An 18,837-nucleotide genomic window follows, 5' to 3' on the forward strand; every position below is an offset into this window, starting at 1 on the left:
GCCGGTCGATGGACGCCTGAAGTTTACTCCTCGGTAGCAATTTGGCTCAGGGCAACGCGGCCGCGTCGTGCAACAACCCCCCGAACAGGTCGCCGCGGGCGGCCACCCGGTCCAGGACCGCACCCGCGGTGAACGCCAGCGGCTCGCCGGCCGCCGCCTGGGCCACCTCGTCCCAATCGACGGGGGTCGAGACGGTCGGGTGCTCGCGGGCCCGCAGCGAGTACGGCGCCACGGTGGTCTTCGCGCCCGCGTTCTGGCTCCAGTCGATCAACACCTTCCCGCCGCGCAGCGCTTTCTCCATCCGGTGCACGATGCGGTCCGGCGCGGCGTCGGCCATCCGCTCAGCCAACGCCTTCGCCCAGGTATGCACCTCGGCCACCGGGGTGGGCCTCAACCCGACGTAGAGCTGCAGGCCCTTCGAGCCCGAGGTCTTCACCACCGGGTCCAAGCCGAGCTCGCCCAGTTCCTCCCGCAGCAGCGCCACCTGCGCGCATTCCGGCAAAGCGGCCGGCGCCCCGGGGTCCAGGTCCAGCACGAGCCGGTCGGCCGGACCCGGCGAGCCGTCCGCCGCCACCTGCCACTGGTGCACGTGCAGTTCGAGTGCCGCCAGGTTCGCCAGCCAGACCAGCGTGGGCAGGTCGGCGACGACGACGTAGCGGACCTCCTCGCGGTCCTTGGTGCTGCCCGGCGCCGGCAGCGTGACCGTGCGGACCCAGTCCGGCGTGTGGTTCGGGGCGTTCTTCTCGAAGAACGAGGGCCCGCCCACGCCGTCCGGGAACCGGACCCGGGTCGCGGCCCGGTTGTGCAGGTGCGGCAGCAGGACCGGCGCGATCCGGGTGTAGTAGTCGATGACCTCGGCCTTGGTGAACCCGTCGGCCGGATAGAGAACCTTGTCCAGGTTCGACAGGGAGAGGTCTCGTCCCTCGATCTGCACCGCGACGCGTTGAGAACCAGACACATCGCCCAGCATCCCAATGATTTGCTGAGACGGCTCAACCCGGCGAACGAATTGCCGCCCTGATCCGTCCTTGCTGAAGAGGAGACGGTGGTGCTGGACGACACCGCCGACCCGCTGCCCGCCTCTGGCGTGGCGCGGGTCCGGGCCGTCCTCGCCCTGGGTGGGGTACCTGCGCACGAGGTGGACGACGGCGTCCAGGAGGTGCGGCTGCGGCTGCTGAGCCGGCCGGAGGCCGGGAAGGAGGAGATCCGTGACCCGATCGCGTGGGCTGTCGTGGTCGCCTCCCGGGTTGCCGTCGACTGGCACCGCGGGCAGCGCCGCGACGACGGGCTGCGCGACCGACTCGCCGCCCGCTGGATCACGGCCCCGCCGGAGCCGTCCCCGGAGGATCGCGTGCTCGCGCTGGCCATCGCGGCCGGCCTCGACGCGCTGCCGCCGGCCCAACGCCAGGTCCTCGCCCTGCGCTTCTACGCCGACTTGCCGGTCCGCGACATCGCGCTCGAACTCGACATCCCCGAAGGCACCGTCAAGAGCCGCCTGCACGCGGCCGTCGGGGCGTTGCGGGACCGCCTGCGCGAGAGCGAGGTGATCTGAGATGACCGAGCCCGAACTGCCCGGTGACCCCGACGACCTCGCCCTGGCCCGGGTGCTGGACGGCCTGGGGCCCCAGGACGACGCCGATCCGGCGGCCCTGGCCGCGCACGAGCGCGCCGCCGCCGACGTCGATGCCATCGCCCGGGCGCTCGGCCTGATCGGCGACACCCTCGCGGCCGAGCCCGCCGCCGGGGTGGTCGTGCCGCTGCGGCGCCGGCCGTCGCGGGCGATGCTGGCCGCCGCGGCCTCGGTGGTCCTGGTGGCCGGGCTGGGCACGGCGCTGGTGCTGCACGGCGGCGGCGGAGGTTCGAGTTCGCACTCGGCCGCGTCGGCGCCCGTGTCCACGGCGGGTGGGTCGAGCGTGCAGTCGATGAACGGTATGCGGATGATGGCGCCCGCGGCGCCGGGCGCAGCCGCGGCGGCCCCGGCCCCGGCGGCCGCGGCCGAGAGCTCGAGCGGCACTGCGACCACCAGCGGGAAGGTCGCCGCCAAGTCCGCGCCCGGCAGCGCGGGTGCGCCTGCCTTCGCCGACGCGGTCGGCTGTGCCCGGGGGATCCTGCTCGGAAAGGTCGTCTCGATCACGAGCACCGGCGGTGGGCAGTACCAGTTGGTGCTGTCGGTCCAGGAGTGGATCGCGCCGGGGTCCGGGCCGACCTCGGTGACCTATTCGGTGGGTAGTGCGTACGCGGCGAACGACTCGTCGAGCACGAAGCTGACGGCGGGTGAGCAGCGAGTGTTCATCGTCCCGCAGGACCCGACCGCGCAGATCCGCGCCTACGCGGACTCCACGAGCCTGCGCAAGCGCATCGCGGCGGCGCAGCGCAGCGCGGGTCAATCCTGCGGCTGAGGTAGCTCACCTGCGGCTACCGTTTGCATCGGCAGCGCCGGCGAGGGAAGAAGAACCCATGCAGACGATCTGGAAGGGCGCGATCTCCTTCGGCCTGGTCTCGATCCCGGTCAAGGTCTTCTCAGCCACCGAGGAGCACGGCGTATCGCTGCGCCAGGTCCACGCTGCCGACGGCGGCCGCATCCGCTACCGGCGCATCTGCGAGATCGACGGCGCCGAGGTCCCGTACAGCGACATCGCCAAGGGCTACGACCTCGGTGGCGGCGAACTGGTCGTGCTCGACGACGCCGACCTGGAGTCGTTGCCGCTGGCCTCGACCAAGGGCGTCGAGGTGCTCCAGTTCATCTCGGCCGAGGATCTCGACCCGGTGGCCGTGGCCAAGAGCTACTACCTGCAGGCCGACCAGCATGGCGCCAAGCCGTACGTGCTGCTGCGCGACGCGTTGGCCAAGTCCGGCAAGGTGGCGGTGGTCAAGGTCGCGCTGCGCTCGCGGGAGTCGTTGGCCACGATCCGGCCGCACGGCGACGTGCTGCTGCTGCAGATGATGCTCTGGCCCGAGGAGATCCGCGACCCTGCCGCGCTCGTCCCCGATGCTGATGTGACGGTGCGTCAGCAGGAGGTCGACATGGCACAGGCCTACATCGAGACGATGACCTCGGAGTTCGACCCGAACGACTACACCGACGAGTACGCGGCCGCCCTGCGCTCGGTCGTCGACGCGAAGGTGGCGGGGCGTCAGATCGTCACGCCGGACGCCGAGGCGCAACCCGCGGCCGAGGTCATCGACCTGATGGAGGCGCTGCGCCAGAGCGTCGCCCGGGCCAAGGCCCGCCGCGAGGGCACCGCCGAACCGGAGGAGTCGCCTGCCCCTGCACCACGCAAGGCCGCCGCCAAGTCGCCCGCGAAGAAGGCCCCGGCCAAGGCGGCCGAGAAGAGCGCCGCCGCCAAGTCCACGAAGGCTGCGCCTGCGAAGAAGGCGGCGGCGAAGGCCCCGGCCAAGAAGGCCCCGGCGAAGAAGGCCCCGGCGAAGAAGACGGCTACCGCAAAGGCGGCGGCCACAAAGCGGACCGCCTGACCCCCGGCTCGGCGGAACGGACGACGGGCCGCCCCGGCTCTGCGTTCGCAGTCCCGGTCCGGGGCGGCCCGTTCGTGGCAGGTCCGGCGACGCGGGCCGGGGCCGAACTCCCGGCCGGGGCATCGTGAGGCTCCGGACTGCTGCGCTGCCCCACGAGCCGGTGAGACGCTGGATCGAGCTCAACCGGTTTGTCCGTGCGGGCGATTCCATCGTCGCGCTCGGCGCGTGACAGGGTCGTGAGGGTTGGCTGTGCAGGACCTGTGCATCTTTGCCGGTTGCCGGCGAGGCGGGTCAGGCCTCCGGGTCCAAGCGGTAGCCGACGGCGCGGATCGTCTTGATCGTGTCGCGGCCGAAGGGCCGGTCGATCTTGCTGCGCAGGTGCTTCACGTAGGCGTCGACGATGTTCGACGTGCCGTCGTAGGCGAAGTCCCAGACGTGCTCGATCAGGTGCGTCCGGGAGAGCACCTCACCTGGCCGGCGGACGAACTCGCACAGCAGTGCGTACTCCTTCGGCGACAGGGGGATCTCCACGCCGCCGCGCGCGACGATCCGGGTGACCGGGTCGATGGTCAGGTCGTTGACCGCCAGCGACACCGGCCGCTCGGCGGGCTCACGTCGGGTCACCGCACGCAGGCGCGCATGGAGCTCGTCGAGCGCGAAGGGCTTGGTCAGGTAGTCGTCGGCGCCGACGTCGAGGCCACGGATCCGGTCGGCGACGGCGTCGCGCGCGGTCAGCATCAGGACCGGGGCCCAGCGGCCCTCGTCGCGGATCTGCCTGCAGACCTCGAAGCCATCGGGCGGCGGGATCATCGCGTCGAGCACGATCACGTCGTACGGGTTCTCGCGGACCTTCCACAGCGCGTCGTCGCCGCTGCGCGCACGGTCGACCGCGTAGCCCTGATGCCGCAGGCTTGCGGACAACATCTCGGCCATGCCGGGGTCGTCCTCGACGAGCAGCAGTCGCATGCGGATCCGTTCCACTGTGCCGTTGGATGCCGACTCCGATCGAAGCAGTCGGACGCGTCTGCACGCCGTGCTTGTCCTACCGCTTCGCTCTCATCGGCAACACCAGTTGCCATTTCCGAGTCTTACCCCGCCCGAACGCCAAGTACCCCCACCGGACTGATCCGGGTCCCGCGGACCGGCCGGTGGGGGAGCTCTGGGTGACGTGGAACCAGCGTCTACGACCTCGCCGAGTCAGATTCCGTACCGGGCGGCCCTGTTCGGTCCACCGCGTGCAGACTTGTCCCGGTTTCGCCGTACCCCCACGGTGCCGCGAGCCGGATGACTGAATCATGAAAACGAAAAACTGGCTCCACACTGCTGCGGTGACACTTCGGCCCACCTCGTTGACGGCCCGGGTGACGCTGACCTTCGGTATGGCCACCTCCGGTGCGCTGCTGATCGCCTTCGGGATCTTCTACGCGGTCCTGAACCAACAGCTGACCAGCGCGCAGGAGCGCGGCCTGCAGATCCGGGCGGGCTACCTGGCCTCGGCGGTCCACTCCGGCAGTCTCGACACCGTCACCCGCGACCCGCTCGCACAGTTCTACGACCCGGCGGGCAATGTGCTCGTGTCCTCGACGGCGCTGGCCGGGCGTCGGCTGCTCAGCGTCGAGGAGGCCAAACAGCTCGAGGGCCGCGGCATCACCCGCAACCTCAACCTGGAGACCTCGGGAAACGCCCCGGTCCGGCTGTTCACCCGTCCGTTGGGTGGCGGCCTGGGGCTGCTCGCGGTCGGGGTGTCCGCCGAGCCGGTGCTGAACGCGCAGAACCGGCTGATCTTGATCATCTCGATCGCCGCGCCGCTGCTGATCGCCCTGGTGGTGCTGGCCGGTTGGCGGGTGGTCCGGGCCGCCATGGCACCGGTCGATCGGATGGCCAAGGAGGCCCAGACGATCTCCTCCTTCGAGAGTGAGGCGCGACTGTCATCCGTCCCGGGGGGCGACGAACTGGCCCGCCTGGCCCAGACCCTCGACGGGATGCTCGAGCGGCTACGGGTCGCGTTCCGGCGGGAGCGCGCGTTCGTCGACGACGCCAGCCATGAGCTGCGTACGCCGATCGCGGTGATGCGCGGCGAGCTGGAACTGGCCCGCCTGGCGGCAGACACCGGGGACGCCGCGGGGTTGGACCGCTCGCTGCGGGCGGCGGCGACCGAGAACGAGCGCCTGGCCCGGCTGGCCGAGGACCTGCTGCTGCTGGCCCGGCAGCGGGCCGGGACGTTGGTGGTCGGCACGACCCGGCTGGACCTGTTGGACCTGTGCCTGGCCGAGGCCCGTCGGCTCGGTCCGGTGCTCGACCTCGAGGTCTCGGTGTCCGGCGACCTGGCCGTGTGCCCGGGCGACGAGAACCGGCTGCGCCAGGTCCTGGGCAACCTGCTCCAGAACGCCCGCGGCGCGGGTGCCCACCACGTGCGGATCAACCTCACGATGCACGGCGATTCCGTCGAGCTGGCGGTTTCCGACGACGGCCCGGGCTTCCCGGCCACGGTGCTGTCCTCGGCGTTCGACCGGTTCGTGCGGGGCGACGGTGCCCGCACCCGCGACGCCACCGGCGGCGGCGCCGGGCTCGGGCTGGCCATCGTGCGGGCGATCGCCGCAGCGCACGGCGGGACCGTCGAGGCTCGCAACGGGCCGCCGTTGGGTGGCGCGAGCGTGCTGGTGCTGCTGCCGGCCGACCCGGACACCGAGGACGCCGACGAGCCGGACCCGGCACCGGCCGGCGACCTGGTCGACTGACACGCCCGACCCCTTCGAGGTGTGAGCGGTGGGCTGTTGTGGAAGTTACCGTTGATGACTATGTGGTGTAAGTTGTCTGTGGTGTCCGCGATCTCGCTGACCGTCTCCCTGGTCACCGCCGCTCCGGTGGCCGCCGCCCATCGACCCGACGTGGCTCGGACCACCGGCCGCTACCTGATCGCCCCGGGCACCGACCCGGCAGTCGGGGTCGGGCGGATCATCCGCTACACGGTCGAGGTAGAGCAGGGCCTGCCCGTCGACGCGGACATGTTCGCGGTTTACGTCGGCCGGATCCTCAACGACCCGCTCGGCTGGGGCCAGGGCGGGCGCACCTTGCGGTTCGTCCGGGTCTCGGGTGGTCGGGTGAACGTCCGGGTGTCGTTGTCCAGCCCGGCGCTGACCGACAAGGAGTGCGCGCCGCTGCAGACCGACAGCGCGGTGTCCTGCTTCCAGCGCGGCCGCGCGGTGATCAACTCCGATCGTTGGCTCTACGGATCGCCCACCTACGGCCACGACCTGCGGCACTACCGCTTCGAGGTCATCAACCACGAGGTCGGGCACGCCCTCGGCCACCACCACGTGCACTGCCCGTACCCGGGCGCCCCGGCCCCGGTGATGGTTCAGCAGACCAAGTCGCTGGAGGGTTGCCGGCCCAACTGGCTGCCGTACGGGGCGGGCCCGGCAACCGCTCGGGGTTAGGGCACTTCGGCGGGGGTCGGCGGCGCGGAATGGGGCGGTCCGTGGCACGGTTGTCGCCCACACAGCATTGAGCCCGAACCTCGGAGATTGCCGTGAGCCTGCCACCGTTGGTCGAACCTGCCGCTGAGCTGACCGTCGACGAGGTGCGTCGCTACAGCCGCCACCTGATCATCCCGGACGTCGGCATGATCGGGCAGAAGCGGCTGAAGAACGCCAAGGTGCTGTGCGTCGGCGCCGGTGGTCTGGGGTCTCCGGCGCTGCTCTACCTGGCTGCGGCCGGAGTGGGCACGCTGGGGATCGTCGACGACGACGTCGTCGACGAGTCGAACCTGCAGCGCCAGGTCATTCACGGCCAGTCCGACATCGGCAAGCCCAAGGCCCAGTCGGCCAAGGAGTCGGTCGCCGAGATCAACCCGCTGATCAAGGTCAACCTGCACCAGGTCCGGCTGGACTCCACGAACGTGCTGGACATCTTCCGCGACTACGACCTGATCGTGGACGGGACCGACAACTTCGCCACCCGCTACCTGGTCAACGACGCCTGCGTGCTGCTCGGCAAGCCGTACGTGTGGGGTTCGATCTACCGGTTCGAGGGCCAGGTCAGCGTGTTCTGGGAGGAGTACGGGCCGAATTATCGGCACCTCTACCCGGAGCCCCCGCCGCCCGGCATGGTGCCGAGTTGCGCCGAGGGCGGCGTGCTGGGCGTGCTGTGCGCCTCGATCGGTTCGGTGATGGTCACCGAGGCCATCAAGCTGATCACCGGCATCGGCGAGCCGCTGGTCGGGCGCCTGATGATCTACGACGCACTGGAGATGAGCTACCGCACCGTGAAGGTTCGTCGTGACCCGAGCGCCCCGGCGATCACCGAGCTGATCGACTACGAGGTTTTCTGCGGCGCGGTCTCCGAGGAGGCGTCCGACGCGGTGAAGGAGTCCACGATCTCCGTCAAGGAGCTCAAGGACCTGCTCGACTCGAACGCGGCGATCGCGCTGATCGATGTCCGGGAGCCCAACGAGTTCGAGATCGTCTCCATCCCCGGGGCGACCCTGATCCCGAAGGGTGAATTCCTCAACGGGAACGCGTTGGCCCGCCTGCCGCAGGACAAGCAGGTCGTCCTCTACTGCAAGAGTGGAATGCGTTCGGCCGAGGCGCTCGCGGTGACCAAGGGCGCCGGCTTCGCGGACGCGGTGCACGTGGGCGGCGGCGTGCTGGCCTGGGTGAATCAGATCGAACCGGACAAACCGTCGTACTAGGCCGGTGGGTTTTCTGAAAATTAGCTGAGAATTCGATCCGTGGGCGGCCGGGTTGTCCCGGTTTCGACTGATTGCCCCGGATCAGGGGTATTGGGCTGACCAGGGCCTTAGCGCCATGATTGCGCAAAGCCACACAGTCTCGATCACCTTGCGAGCAACGCTGCTCGTTGGGTGCGGACGGGCCCTTCCGGGGAGTTTGTGCAAGCCGGTGGCGGTTCGTTCCCGAATTCCTCACGCCGGACGGGCTACGGTCCCGAGCACGCCCGGCACAGATGTCCTTCGACGCCCCTGGAGTTCGCCGATGAGCTCAAAGCGAGTGTTCCGCCGGACCGCGCTTGGCACCGCCGTCGCCGCCGCCGCCATGACCGCCGCCGTGTTCGCGCCGATGGCGACGGCCAGCGCCGGAACGGCACCGCCGCCCGCCATTCCCAAGTGGGCTGATTTCGGTACGTCCTCGATCCACCCCGGTATCAACACCACGACCAAGGACGCGGTGTGCACGTCGAACTTCGTGTTCTACGACGCGCAGCACCACGCGTACATCGGCCAGGCCGCCCACTGCTCCGGCACGGGCGGTCCGAACGAGACCAACGGCTGCAACTCCAAGTCGCTGCCGCTCGGGACCTCCGTGCTGCTGGGCGACTCCAAGGTGTCGGGAACCCTGGTCTACAACTCCTGGCTGACCATGCAGAAGCTGGGGGAGAAGACCGAGGACGTCTGCGCCAACAACGACTTCGCCCTGGTCCGCATCCCGGACGAAGCGCTGAACAAGGTCAACCCGTCGATCCCGTTGTTCGGCGGCCCGACCGGGCTGCGGGAGACCCCGGTGAACGGCGGGGAGTCGGTGCTCAGCTACGGCAACTCGCCGTTGCGTGGCGGCATCTCGTACCTGTCGCCGAAGCAGGGTGTCAGCCTCGGCACCGACCCGGACGGCTGGGAGCACACCGTCTACACGTTCTCGCCGGGTGTGCCAGGCGACTCCGGGAGCGGTTTCATCGATTCCGAGGGCAAGGCGTTCGGCGTCCTGTCGACACTGGCGATCGCCCCGCTGCCAGGCAGCAACGGTGTGGCCGACCTGGCCCACGTCCTGGCGTACGCCCAGCAGCACTCCGGCATCGCGGGGCTGACCCTGGCCAAGGGCACCGCCTCGTTCCAGCCGGGTTCGGTGCCCGTGCTGGCGGGTTTCACCAACGGCGCCTCGTTGCCGAAGGGCAACAAGGAGAACTGATCAGCACGAACGCAGGCGCGCTATGAGTGCCCGACGGGGTGACGCCCCGTCGGGCGACGGCGCAAGGCATCCGGCCGGGCCAGGGGATCCCTCGCCCGGCCGAGCCGTGTCCGAGGACTACGCGGAATCCGTGCTCGCGGTCGTCGAGTCGATCCCGGTCGGGCGGGTCATGTCCTACGGCGACATCGCCGAGTACCTGGGCGGCGGCGGACCGCGCCAGGTCGGCTCGGTGCTGTCCCGGGAGGGCGGTGGCGTGCCCTGGTGGCGGGTCGTGCACGCCGACGGGACGGCCCCGCCCGGCAAGGACCTCCGTGCGCGCCGGGAGTGGGTGGCCGAAGGGGTGCCGCTGCGCCGGAGCGGTCGCATCGACATGGACCGGGCCCGCTGGATCCCGGGATAGGCCGTGAGTCCGCCGATGAAGCGGGCGAACCGAACCGAAGCCGGTGCACTTCCGCGCGAGGTGAGGTGAGTCCGCCGATGAAACTGTCGGTGGTGCCTGATCGGATGTTCCCAAGCAGTTCATCCGGCGCCAGGCCGCCGGTCGGGGGAGTCCGTCGAGCGCTCGGGGGAGCAGCATGTCGCGTCGGGAGGTCAGGCACGGCGGCGCCAGGCTGGTGCGCGGGCCCGCGCCCGTAGCCGACCCGCCGCGGCTCGACCCGGCGCAGCGTGCCGTGGTCGACCATTCCGGAGGTCCGCTGTTGGTGCTGGCCGGTCCGGGCACCGGCAAGACCACGACATTGGTCGAGGCCGTCGCCGCCCGGGTCGCCCGCGGGGTCGATCCGGGTCGGATCCTGGTCCTGACGTTCAGTCGCAAGGCCGCCGGCGAGCTGCGCGACCGCATCGGCCGCAGGCTGGCGCGCACCACTGTCGAACCGGCCGCCTGGACCTTCCACGCCTTCGGTCTGGCGTTGCTGAACGCCGCGCGCGGGCAGGACCTGCCGCCGTTGCGGGTGCTCTCCGGTGCCGAGCAGGACGTTGCCGTCCGCGAGTTGCTGCGGGGCAGTACGCGCACCCCGGCGGCCATCGACTGGCCCGAGGAGATCGCCGCGGCGCTGGGAACCCGCGGATTGGCCGACGAGGTCGAGGCGGTGCTGGCCCGCATCGCCGAACGCGACGTGGAGTTGCGCGCGTTGGTCGAGGCCGACCCGGCCGGCGCGGCCCGCTGGTCGGCGTTGGCCGACTTCGCCGACACGTACCTCGACGTGATCGACGCCCGCGGGATGCTCGACCACGCCGGGCTGATCCGGCGTGCGCTGTACCTGCTCGAGGAGCCGGCCGCTCGCGCCGCGATCCGCGCGCGCTACGACGTGGTGCTGGTCGACGAGTACCAGGACGTCGACCCCGCGCAGGTCCGGCTGCTCCGGCAGATCGCCGGCGACGGGCGCGAGCTCATCGCATTCGGCGACCCGGACCAGTCCATCTACGCGTTCCGGGGCGCGGAGGTCCGCGAGATCCTCGAGTTCGGCGACCGCTTCCGGGCTCTCGACGGAACCGCCGCGCCCACCGTCGTCCTCGAGGTATCCCGCCGCGCCACCCCCGGCCTGCTGGCCGCCAGCCGGCAGGTGGCCCGCCGGTTGCCGGTCAGCGGCCTGTCCGCGGCGGTGGCACTGCGGCACCGCGGGCTGCGCAGCGTGCTGCCGCCCGGGCCGGAGTCCGAGGTCGAGGTGCGCCTGTTCGGCAGCGCGGCCGCTGAGCTGAGCCACGTCGCCGACGTGCTGCGCCGCGCCCATCTGGAGGAGGGCACGCCGTGGAGCGCGATGGCCGTTCTGGTGCGCTCCGGGGTGCGCGACATCCCGGCCGTCCGACGGGTGCTCGGCGCGGCCGGGATCCCGCTGTTCCTGGCACTCGACGAGGTACCGGTGCGGGCCGAACCCGCGGTGGCAACCCTTCTGACGGGGCTTCAGGTCGTCGCCGACCCGGCCGCGGTCGCCCCGGACCTGGCCGCCGCCTTGATGCTGTCACCGCTGGCCGGCCTCGACCCGGTCCAGTTGCGCACGCTGGGCCGCCGGCTCCGGCAGATGGCGCGGTCCGTCGGCAAGCCGGCGGCCTCGGCGAGCGAGCTGCTGCGCGACGCCCTCGCCGACCCGGACTCGCTCGACCTCGACGACCCGGTGGCCGCTGCGGTCCGGGGGCTGGCGCGGCTGCTGGCCGGCGCGGCGCAGGCGCACGCCGGCGGCGCCGGTCCGCACGACGTCCTGTGGCACCTGTGGTCGGGCACCGACTGGCCCGACCGGCTGGAGCGGTCGGCGCTGGGCGGTGGGCCGGCGGCGGCTCGCGCCGACCGCGACCTCGATGCGGTCTGCGCCCTGTTCACACTCGCCGAACAAGCCCAGCGCAGCCCGGGGCGCCCGGACCTGCGGCACTTCCTGACCTGCGTGGCGGCAAGCGAGGTCCCGTTCGAGAGCCCCGGCTCGGCGGCCCGCGGCGTCGATGCGGTGGCGGTGATGACCGCGCACCGGGCCAAGGGCCTGGAATGGCCGCTGGTCGCCGTCGTCCGCGTCCAGGAGGGCTGCTGGCCGGACCTGCGTCGGCGCGGGACATTGCTGTCCGGCGACCGCATCACCTCCGACGGCCTCGCGCCGCCGCCGAGCGTGTCGGCGACGCTGGCCGAGGAACGCCGGTTGTTCTATGTCGCCGTGACCCGGGCGCGGGCCCGGTTGCTGGTCACGGCGGTGTCCGGGGGCGACTCGGAACAGGACCGGCCCTCCCGGTTCGTGCACGAGTTGGGCGTTGCCGCGGTGGAGGATCTGCAGACCGGGCGGCGGGCGTTGAGCGCCGCTGCGCTGGCCGCCGAGTTGCGGTCGGTGGTCACCGACGCCTCGTGCAGTGACTCACTGCGGTCGGTCGCCGCGGCCCGCCTGGCGCGTCTCGCGGCCGCGCGCGACCCCGACGGTCGCAGGCTCGCGCCCGCCGCGCATCCGGACGCCTGGTGGGGCGTCCTGGAACCCAGCCTCGCCCCGCAGCCGCTCCGTGCCGCGGAGCGGCCGCTCGACCTGAGCCCCTCGGCCGTCGAGGGGCTGACCAGTTGCCCGCTGCGGTGGTTCCTGGGTCGGGAGGTGGGCGCCGCATCGGCGCCCTCGGCCCCGACGGCGGTCGGCAGCCTGCTCCACGCGCTGGCCGAGCAGGCAGGCTCCGCCGTGTCCGCCGAACAGTTGGCCGCCCAACTGCGCGACGTGTGGGACCAGGTGCCCTTCGAGGCCGACTGGCAGTCCGAGCAGCAGCAGGAGGAGGCCACCGGCACACTCGAGGCGTTCCTGACCTGGCACGGTTCCCGCCCGGATCGCAGCCTGCTCGGGGTCGAGGTGCCGTTCCGGGTCGAGCTCGAGGCCGGCGACACCACGGTGCGGCTGGGCGGCCGCATCGACCGCGTCGAGCGCGACGCCCGCGGCGCGGTCCGGGTGGTCGACCTCAAGACCGGCCGCACCGCCGTGTCGAAGGCCGACGTGGCCGACAACCCGGCGCTCGGCGCGTACCAACTCGCGGTGCAGGCCGGAGCGTTGGCCGACCTCGACGGAGCTGACGGTCCGTCAGGTGGTGCCGAGCTGGTGATGCTGCGCCAACCCGACCGCACCGGCAAGCCCAAGATCCACACCCAGGCGGCCGCCGCCGACCCCGAGGTCGCCGATCGGTTCGCCGCGCAGTTGGGGGCGGCCGCCCGGCGCGTCCGGGCCGAGCGGTTCGACCCCGAGCCGTCAGCCGAGTGCGACATGTGCGAGTTCCGGCGCTGCTGCAGCGCCCACGCCCACGGTGGAGGACTGGCATGAGGCTGGCTGGGCCCGCGGCGGCAAGCGCGGTCCGCGAACCGGCCGATCTGTGCGGGTTGCTCGGGGTGCCTTACAGCGACGAGCAGTTGGCGGCCATCACAGCCGGACCGGACCCGCTGGTCGTGGTGGCCGGCGCCGGATCCGGGAAGACCACGGTCATCGCCGCGCGGGTGGTCTGGCTGGTCGCCACCGGGGCTGCCCGCCCGGACGAGGTCCTCGGGCTCACCTTCACCAACAAGGCCGCGGCCGAACTGGCCCACCGCGTGCGCACTGCCCTGCGTCGCGCCGGGTTGGTCCCGGACCCGGCCGTGGTCGCCGCCCACGACGAGGATCCCGGCGAGCCCAGCATCTCCACGTACCACGCCTACGCCGCCGACCTGATCCGCGAGCACGGCCTGCGGCTCGGGATCGAACCGGGGGCGCGGCTGCTGACCGACGCTGCCCGCTACCAGTTGGCCGCCCGAGTCATCCGGTCCGCGCCCGGCCCGATCCGATCCCTGACCAAGTCGATCAAGTTGCTGGCGCCGGACCTGCTGGCGCTCGAGGCAGAGTGCTCCGAACACCTCGTCGACCTGGCCGAACTCCGGTCGTTCGACCGGCAGTTGATCGAGCGGCTGGAACGCGAACCGCAGTCGGCGGGCGCCTCCTCGGCGCTCGGCAGGGCCCTGGTCGCGGCCCGCCGGCGGTCCGAGTTCACCGATCTGGTCGAGGCCTACCGGGCCGCCAAGAAAGCCGGCGACCTCGTCGACTTCGGCGATCAGATGGCCCTGGCAGCCTGCCTGGCCGAGCAGTGTCCACCCGTCGGTGTGGCCGAACGCGCCCGCCACCGGGTCGTCGTGCTCGACGAGTACCAGGACACCTCGGTCGCCCAACGCCGGATGCTCGTCGGTCTGTTCGGGGCCGGACACCCGGTGACCGCGGTCGGCGACCCGTGCCAGGCCATCTACGGCTGGCGCGGGGCCAGCGTGGCCAACCTGGAGGAGTTCCCGGAACACTTCGTCGACCCGGCCGCCGGGGCCGGTGAGCTCCCGGAACGGCTGACACTGCGGCAGAACCGTCGTAACGCGGCCCCGGTGCTGGCGTTGGCCAACGAACTCGCGGCCCCGCTGCGGGCCCTGCACGCCGGCGTCGAGCCGTTGCTCCCGGCGCTGCCGAACAGCACGGCCGAGATCCGGACCGCACTGCTGCCGACCTGGGCCGACGAGCTGAGCTGGCTCGGCGACCAGGTCGCCGACGCCTTGGACAACGGCACGCCACCGGCCGAGATAGCCGTGCTGGTGCGCGCCACCCGCGACATCGGGCCGCTGCACACCGAGCTGATCCGGCGTCAGATCCCGGTCGAGGTCGTCGGGCTCGGTGGCCTGGTGCACCTGCCCGAGATCGCCGACATCATCGCCACGCTCGAGGTTCTGGACTCACCGACCGCCGACGCCGCGCTGATCCGACTGCTGATCGGGCCCCGGTGGCGCATCGGGCCGCGCGACCTCGCGCTGCTCGGCCGCCGGGCCAAGCAACTGGTCGCCGATCCCGCCGATCCCGCCGATTCCGCCCATCCCGCCGCGCGCCGGTCGACGATCCGCATCCCCGACCCGGTGGAACGGCCCGCGCTGGCCGACGCGATGGCCGCCCCGGGCGAGCTGCCGTACTCGGAGCAGGCCCGGGTCCGCTACGCCGCCCTCGACGCGGAACTCCGCAGCCTGCGGGCCCACCTCGGCGACCCGTTGCTCGAACTGCTCCACCTGATCCTGGCCCGGACCGGGTTGGACGTGGAACTGGCCGTCGGCGCGGCAGGGAGCCGGGTACGGCGGCGGCACTCGGTCGAGGCGTTCCTCAACGTCGCCGCCGATTTCGCCGACCTCGACGGCGGCTGCTCGGTCGGCGCGTTCCTGGCCTACCTGCAGGCCGCCGCCGAGCACGAGCGCGGACTCGACTCGGCCGAGCCGGTCGCCGGTGCCGCCGTGCAGTTGATGACTGCCCACAAGGCCAAGGGTCTGGAGTGGAATGTCGTCGTGCTGCCCAGCCTGTGCGCCGGGGTGTTCCCGTCCACCCGCGGCCGGTCGCGGTGGACGACCGGCGGGCACTGCCTGCCGTTCCCACTGCGCGGCGACCGGGACTCGCTGCCGGAGGTGCTCGCGTGGTCCACCAAGGGGCTGGGCGTGTTCGACACCGCCGTCCGCGAACAGGCCGCCGCCGAGGAGCTACGGCTGGCCTACGTCGCGGTCACCCGACCGCGGCACCGGCTGGTCATGTCGGGCCACTGGTGGGGTCCTACTCAGCAACGGCCCCGCGGTCCCTCGGAGTACCTCGCCACTGCGCGGGCCTTCACCACCGCAGCAGGCCGCGACCCCGGCGGACCCTGGGAACCGGATCCGACGCCGGGCGCGACCAACCCGGCCTTCGCCGAGGCCGGCGGCCAGGTCTGGCCGGCACCGCTCGACGCCGAGGCGTTCCGGGTCCGCCGCGACGCCGCCGAGATGGTCCGCGCCGCCCTCGCCGGGGCCGGGCCGGACGAGCGCTCCGGCCCCGTCCTGGCCGGGTTGACCGACCTCGAACGCGGCCGCGTGGCGGCCTGGGACCACGACCTCGACCTGCTGCTGGCGGCCGCGCAAGCCCGGCGGCCGCGGGGTCGTGAGGTCACGCTGCCGACGACTCTGACGGTGTCTCAGTTCGGGGTGCTGACCACCCGGCCCGACGCGCTGGCCCGCGACCTGGCCAGACCGATGCCGCGCCCGCCGGCCCCGGCCGCGCTGCGCGGATCGCGCTTCCACTCGTGGCTGGTCTCGCGGTTCGGCCAGCAGGTGCTCGTCGACGACGACGAATTGCCCGGCGGGGCAGACGCTGCGTGGTGCAGCGACGCCGAACTCGCCATGCTCCAGGAGGCCTTCGAGCGCAGCGAGTTCGCCGACCGGGTGCCGATCCGAGTGGAGGCGCCGTTCGCGTTGCCGTTGGCCGGGCGGGTCGTGCGCGGTCGGATCGACGCCGTCTACGCCACCGCGACCGGATACGAGATCGTCGACTGGAAGACCGGCTTGCGGACCGAGGCCGACCCCACCCAGCTCGCTCTCTACCGGCTGGCCTGGGCGCAGATAGCCGGCGTCGCCCCCGCGGCGGTCACCGCGGCGTTCCACTTCGTGCGATCCGGGCGCACGACCCGACCGGAACTGCCGGATGCGGCGAGCCTGGCGGCGGTGTTGTCCGGTGGGCCGGTACCGGCCGCGACATAGGGTCGGCCGTATGACGGTGCAGAGATCCGCTTGGGCCACCGATCGGAGCATCGACGCGAAGCTGCCGGCGATGCCGCTGTCCGGCGGGTCCCATGACCGGGCCTCGACCCTGCGGTCCGACCCGGCCGCCCTCGAGCAGGCCTGGAACGACCCGCGGGCCCTGATGCTGCGCGTCCACGACGGCGCAGTGGCACTCCGCGCCGACAGCTCCGACCTCGCCTACCTGCCCCCGGGGCAGACCGACCCGGGAGCGGCGCGCTACTTCCTCGGCATGGGCCCGGACGGCACCCCCTTCTTCGCCGCCGACGGCCCATTCGAGTTGGGCGGCGACGAGCGCTCGGCGAACGTCCGGGAGTTGTCCGCGTCGCTGCCCGCCGCGGCCAGTGGCCTGTTCGCACACGCCGTCGGCCTGTCGAACTGGCACGCGCGACACGGCTTCTGCCCGAAATGCGGTTCGCCGACCAGCGTCGCCGCGGCCGGTCACGTCCGGGTCTGCACCGGGTGCGGCACCGAGCATTTCCCGCGCAACGACCCGGCCGTGATCATGCTGGTCATCGACGACGACGACCGTTGCCTGCTCGGCCACAACCCGGCCTGGCCGCCGGGGAGGTTCTCCACGCTGGCCGGATTCGTCGAATCGGGTGAGTCCCTCGAGCAGGCCGTGATCCGGGAGGTGCACGAGGAGGTCGGCGTCCGCGTCGCCGACGTCCGTTACGAGGGCAGCCAGCCGTGGCCGTTCCCGGCCTCGCTGATGCTCGGATTCACGGCGCACGCCACCGATCCGACCATCAGCGTCGACGTCGCCGAGATCACCGAGGCCCGTTGGTTCACCCGCGAGGAACTGATCACCGCCGGCAAGCGAGGCGAAGCGCTCATGCCCGGCGCGATCTCGATCGCGCGGTGGTTGATCGAACTCTGGTTCGGCGGTCCGCTGCCGCCGGACAACAAGTGGTGAGCCGCGCCGCGGTCAGTGGACGGTTGTGGGACAACCGTCTGTCAGGTCGTGCGGCAGGTTCGGCAGCGCGCGGGTGAGCATGCAGAACAACCCGCTGTCGCCCCAAGGGGTCCCGTCGGCCTCGATGTGGCCGTTGGCCGCGTCCCGCAGACCCGACCGGTTCTCCGCCTGCACGTCGACGTCCGGCCGACCGGGATAGGACAGCGCCAGGATCACCGCGCCAGGGCCGCTGGTTCCCAGGCCGCCGTACGGGCCGTCGTAGTCGTCGTGGTCCAGATGCACCGAGCGGACCTGCTGCGCCATCCACGCCGCGGTCGGCCCGTCCAGCACTCGCTGGGCCGACGCGCTGACGGCCTCGCCGTAGTAGCAGATCCGCCCGCCGCTCGGCGTTCCTGCCGGCACCAGCGTCCGGTCCAGATCAGGCTGTCCCGGGTTGTCCACGCCGGGCCGACGCCATTCGGCGAGACCGTTCATGGGCACGGCTGGTCGACCGGCATCGCAATCGCGGGCACGGCGTGATGTCGCGGCGGATGTGGTCGTCCAGCGGATACGCCAGGCCGACCGCGTCCAGGTAGGCGGTGTCCCCGGAGCCGCGGCTGACCACGACCTTCAACGAGGCGTCCGACCAGTGGCCGCGGTGCACGTCGCCGTAGGTCCGATCGGCAGTCGCGAATTTGGGCCCGATTGCGCTGGCGTACGAGGTCGAGGCGTTCTCCATCTCGAGGCCGTTTCGAGCAAGCATCGGAGGGTCGTAGGAGACCAGCCATGTCAGCGCTTGCTCGAACGTCCCCGGCAGCTTCCAGGACCGGCCTCTCTGCACCTTGTGCTTGGTGACCGCCGACTCCCAGACCGGGCCGCCTCCCGATGGATCGGTCGCAACCGCGCGGGCACCGGCCGGGCTCTGCACCAGCGCGATCATGCGGTCCGCCTCGGCCTGCGCTGCGGCGACTGTGGCGGAATTGGGGCCCTCGTCGCCGCCCTTGCTCGCCGGGGGCGCCTGACAGCTCGAGACGCCCGTGGCGTTGTCGCTGTCCAGCACGCAGAGCGTGGCGACCGCTGCCATCGACCCCGCGGTCAGCAGCGCGGTCCAACCGCGGCGGATGCGTGCGAGAAATTCAAGTGAGAGGCCTATCGCTGCAGGTTAAACCCGCGCTCCAGGATCAGGTCGAGAATTCGGACGTCCGCCTGCCGACGGGCGCAGCGATCAGCCCGCGGCCGCCAGCTGCGCGCGGACCTGCGCCAGGGTGGGGTTGGTCAGCGTGGTGCCGTCCGGGAAGAGCACGGTCGGGACGATGGCGTTGCCACGGTTGACCTGTTTGACGAACTCCTCGGCCTCCGGGTCGGTCTCGATGTCGACGGCCGTGAACGGGATCTCCTCCGCCTGCATCAGGGTCTTCAGTCGGCGGCACGGACCGCACCACGAGGTGCTGAAAACGGTGATGGTCGCGCTCTGGGTCACTGAGGCACCCTTCCTGGGGAAACCGTTCGCAACTTCAACCAGT

General features: G+C 71.9%; 16 protein-coding genes. 11 read left to right on the forward strand and 5 right to left on the reverse strand.

All coding sequences use genetic code 11. The features are described 5' to 3' along the window. Positions 1-46: 46 nt before the first annotated feature. Positions 47-934: a non-homologous end-joining DNA ligase gene (ligD, locus tag VHU88_02115; protein HEX3610460.1), complete on the reverse strand. Its 888-nt coding sequence runs from the start codon at positions 932-934 to the stop codon at positions 47-49. Between the two features lie 114 nt (positions 935-1,048). Between ligD and VHU88_02120 the strand changes: the two genes are divergently transcribed. The 3 genes from VHU88_02120 to VHU88_02130 are packed head-to-tail and all read left to right on the forward strand — an operon-like array spanning position 1,049 to position 3,474. Then, positions 1,049-1,552, forward strand: coding sequence for a sigma-70 family RNA polymerase sigma factor (locus VHU88_02120; GenBank protein HEX3610461.1), 504 nt, complete (start codon positions 1,049-1,051; stop codon positions 1,550-1,552). 1 nt (position 1,553) lies between these two features. After that, positions 1,554-2,399: a hypothetical protein gene (locus VHU88_02125; GenBank protein HEX3610462.1), complete on the forward strand. Its 846-nt coding sequence runs from the start codon at positions 1,554-1,556 to the stop codon at positions 2,397-2,399. A 58-nt stretch (positions 2,400-2,457) separates the two neighbouring features. Continuing rightward, positions 2,458-3,474 (forward strand): Ku protein, encoded by a 1,017-nt coding sequence (locus VHU88_02130; protein ID HEX3610463.1) that lies wholly within the window; start codon positions 2,458-2,460, stop codon positions 3,472-3,474. Between the two features lie 291 nt (positions 3,475-3,765). Here the strand turns inward: VHU88_02130 and VHU88_02135 are convergent, their stop codons facing one another. Continuing rightward, positions 3,766-4,440: a response regulator transcription factor gene (locus VHU88_02135; GenBank protein HEX3610464.1), complete on the reverse strand. Its 675-nt coding sequence runs from the start codon at positions 4,438-4,440 to the stop codon at positions 3,766-3,768. A gap of 362 nt (positions 4,441-4,802) precedes the next feature. Here VHU88_02135 and VHU88_02140 point away from each other — a divergent pair, with 362 nt between their 5' ends. From VHU88_02140 to nudC, 8 genes are all read left to right on the forward strand, one after another. Further along, a complete protein-coding gene (locus VHU88_02140; GenBank protein ID HEX3610465.1) occupies positions 4,803-6,212 on the forward strand; it encodes a HAMP domain-containing sensor histidine kinase in 1,410 nt (469 codons plus the stop codon). Positions 6,213-6,293: 81 nt separating this feature from the next. After that, entirely contained in the window at positions 6,294-6,911 is a 618-nt protein-coding gene (locus VHU88_02145) for a DUF3152 domain-containing protein (GenBank protein HEX3610466.1), read from the forward strand. A 92-nt stretch (positions 6,912-7,003) separates the two neighbouring features. Beyond that, complete coding sequence (moeZ, locus tag VHU88_02150; GenBank protein HEX3610467.1) at positions 7,004-8,164, forward strand: adenylyltransferase/sulfurtransferase MoeZ; 1,161 nt, start codon at positions 7,004-7,006, stop codon at positions 8,162-8,164. Positions 8,165-8,465: 301 nt separating this feature from the next. After that, complete coding sequence (locus VHU88_02155) at positions 8,466-9,392, forward strand: serine protease (GenBank protein ID HEX3610468.1); 927 nt, start codon at positions 8,466-8,468, stop codon at positions 9,390-9,392. 106 nt (positions 9,393-9,498) lie between these two features. Further along, a complete protein-coding gene (locus VHU88_02160) occupies positions 9,499-9,792 on the forward strand; it encodes an MGMT family protein (GenBank protein HEX3610469.1) in 294 nt (97 codons plus the stop codon). 175 nt (positions 9,793-9,967) lie between these two features. Further along, a complete protein-coding gene (locus VHU88_02165; GenBank protein ID HEX3610470.1) occupies positions 9,968-13,156 on the forward strand; it encodes an ATP-dependent DNA helicase in 3,189 nt (1,062 codons plus the stop codon). Continuing rightward, positions 13,153-16,380, forward strand: coding sequence for an ATP-dependent DNA helicase (locus VHU88_02170; GenBank protein HEX3610471.1), 3,228 nt, complete (start codon positions 13,153-13,155; stop codon positions 16,378-16,380). The genes VHU88_02165 and VHU88_02170 overlap by 4 nt, the downstream gene beginning before the upstream one ends. A gap of 10 nt (positions 16,381-16,390) precedes the next feature. Next, positions 16,391-17,335, forward strand: a complete 945-nt coding sequence (gene nudC / locus VHU88_02175; protein HEX3610472.1) for an NAD(+) diphosphatase — start codon at positions 16,391-16,393, stop codon at positions 17,333-17,335. A gap of 12 nt (positions 17,336-17,347) precedes the next feature. Here the strand turns inward: nudC and VHU88_02180 are convergent, their stop codons facing one another. From VHU88_02180 to VHU88_02190, 3 genes are all read right to left on the reverse strand, one after another. Then, the gene (locus tag VHU88_02180; protein HEX3610473.1) at positions 17,348-17,776 is read right to left on the reverse strand and encodes a hypothetical protein; all 429 of its coding nucleotides are present in this window, start codon (positions 17,774-17,776) and stop codon (positions 17,348-17,350) included. Next, positions 17,754-18,398: a hypothetical protein gene (locus VHU88_02185; protein HEX3610474.1), complete on the reverse strand. Its 645-nt coding sequence runs from the start codon at positions 18,396-18,398 to the stop codon at positions 17,754-17,756. Before VHU88_02185 ends, VHU88_02180 begins: the two co-directional genes overlap by 23 nt. Positions 18,399-18,539: 141 nt before the next feature. Continuing rightward, entirely contained in the window at positions 18,540-18,794 is a 255-nt protein-coding gene (locus VHU88_02190; protein ID HEX3610475.1) for a glutaredoxin domain-containing protein, read from the reverse strand. Positions 18,795-18,837: the final 43 nt, after the last annotated feature.

The organism is Sporichthyaceae bacterium (genome assembly GCA_036269075.1).
Classification (GTDB): Bacteria; Actinomycetota; Actinomycetes; order Sporichthyales; family Sporichthyaceae; genus DASQPJ01.